The following is a 1,510-nucleotide window of genomic DNA, read 5'->3' as shown; positions in this document are numbered from 1 at the left end:
CCTACTCTAGGCTGAGACTTTGCAACAGTAGTTTCTATTATTAGCTATACGCTCCTGATTGAAATTACCTATAACTAATTTAGCCTTGGTTAGTTCTGGATTATCGTGTACTTCACTTGGTGTATAAATCTTGTGTTTGTTACAAGGCTTCTCATCATTATAGTTCTTGATAAAGATGGCTAATTCTTCATGTATGGTTGTCGAAAGAATTTGTTTTGTTCTAAAATAATACGACTTCATTATCTTATAAGGTCCTTCTACTATAGAGTTAGAAAAGGTTACATCTTTCAAAGCAATCTTCTTGTGGATATTAATCTGACATTCTCTAAGAAATTGATGAACTGTTTTATTATTGTTTTCCGAACCACCATCTACAATTAAGTCTACATGTTGGCCTTGTAAATCTACATTAAATTGTTCTGAAATAGCGCTTCGAAGTGTGTCGGTTCGAATCTTTGCAGATTTTATTGTAGAAATATCATAGGTAATAATCTTACGAGAAAAATTATCTACTACTGTATAAATGTAAAATACCACGTTATCAAGAGTTCTGTACTGTGAAATATCCATATGCCATGTTTCATTGGGAGCAGAGGCATTATACGATCCTTTCTTTCGTGGTTTCTTAGCTGGCTTACGTGATTTTGAGTAGCCAAGTTTTTTGACATATTTGTACCATGTAGATTCTGCCATAGAAATAGCTCCTTCTCTAATAGCTTTACCCCATACAGAACGAATACACCATATCTTATAATTTGGGTTATTCATATACTGTTTGAGAACTCTAATTTCTTTAGGTGAAATCTGATTTGGTCTGCGTTTAAAACACTGACCTATGAGTGAATGGGTGCAAAATGATTTACGTTCATTTAACCATGACCTATATCTATGATTTGATATACCGATAAATCGTAGAATAGTTGCTTTGGAAATAGGAAAATCTTCAGAAAGATTTTCTAAAGAATCTACAAAGCTCTTACGATTGCCTTTAATTAAAGCAAGTAGATTTTCTTTACCTATCAAGTTAAGTATCATTAGGTATATTCTTCCAAACTCTACGAAGGCTTTTCTACCAAATTCTAAACGTTTATCTAGAAACACTTTTGTGTCATCGAGCGAATTTTCAATACTTGAAGCAAACTCACTTCCAATATATTTATCTGGTGATTCATGTTTCCAGTAATGTGATGTGCTATGTGAAATATCACGAGTAAAACTATCTGGTAGTACTTGTTTATGGATTCCTAAAGCATAGGAAGTTTTTATATTACTATGATACTTCTTGTATTTCTGCATCCTAATGATTTTTCAAAAGGAAACGAAAATAGATAAATCTAAATGCAAAAACTCAAAATAAAACTATATAATTAGTCATTCTCATCTCTCAATATATTTTTACTCAAAAAAATTAAACTTCGAAAATTCGAAGGAATAACAAAATACACTCATTAGTTATAAATTATTGAAAATCAGATAATTTACTGATAAATTGATTTATTCGGTTCGATAA

1 protein-coding gene is annotated in these 1,510 nt (G+C 31.1%); it reads right to left on the bottom strand.

Going from position 1 to position 1,510, the window contains the following annotated elements; genetic code table 11:
- Window positions 1-6: 6 nt before the first annotated feature.
- Window positions 7-1,296 carry a DDE-type integrase/transposase/recombinase gene (locus Q1A60_RS21445; protein WP_299770563.1) on the bottom strand — a complete coding sequence of 430 codons (1,290 nt, stop codon included), beginning with the start codon at window positions 1,294-1,296 and terminating at the stop codon, window positions 7-9.
- Window positions 1,297-1,510 lie beyond the last annotated feature (214 nt).

It is taken from the genome of uncultured Dokdonia sp. (assembly GCF_947492535.1).
In the GTDB taxonomy this organism is placed as follows: Bacteria; Bacteroidota; Bacteroidia; order Flavobacteriales; family Flavobacteriaceae; genus Dokdonia.
Note: the sequence above shows the minus strand (reverse complement) of the source record. Positions and strands in the feature narration are given on the sequence as shown.

Coding starts and splice junctions, on each gene's coding strand:
- Q1A60_RS21445 (WP_299770563.1), bottom strand. CDS start 1,296: ATGCAGAAATACAAGAAGTATCATAGTAATATAAAAACTTCCTATGCT.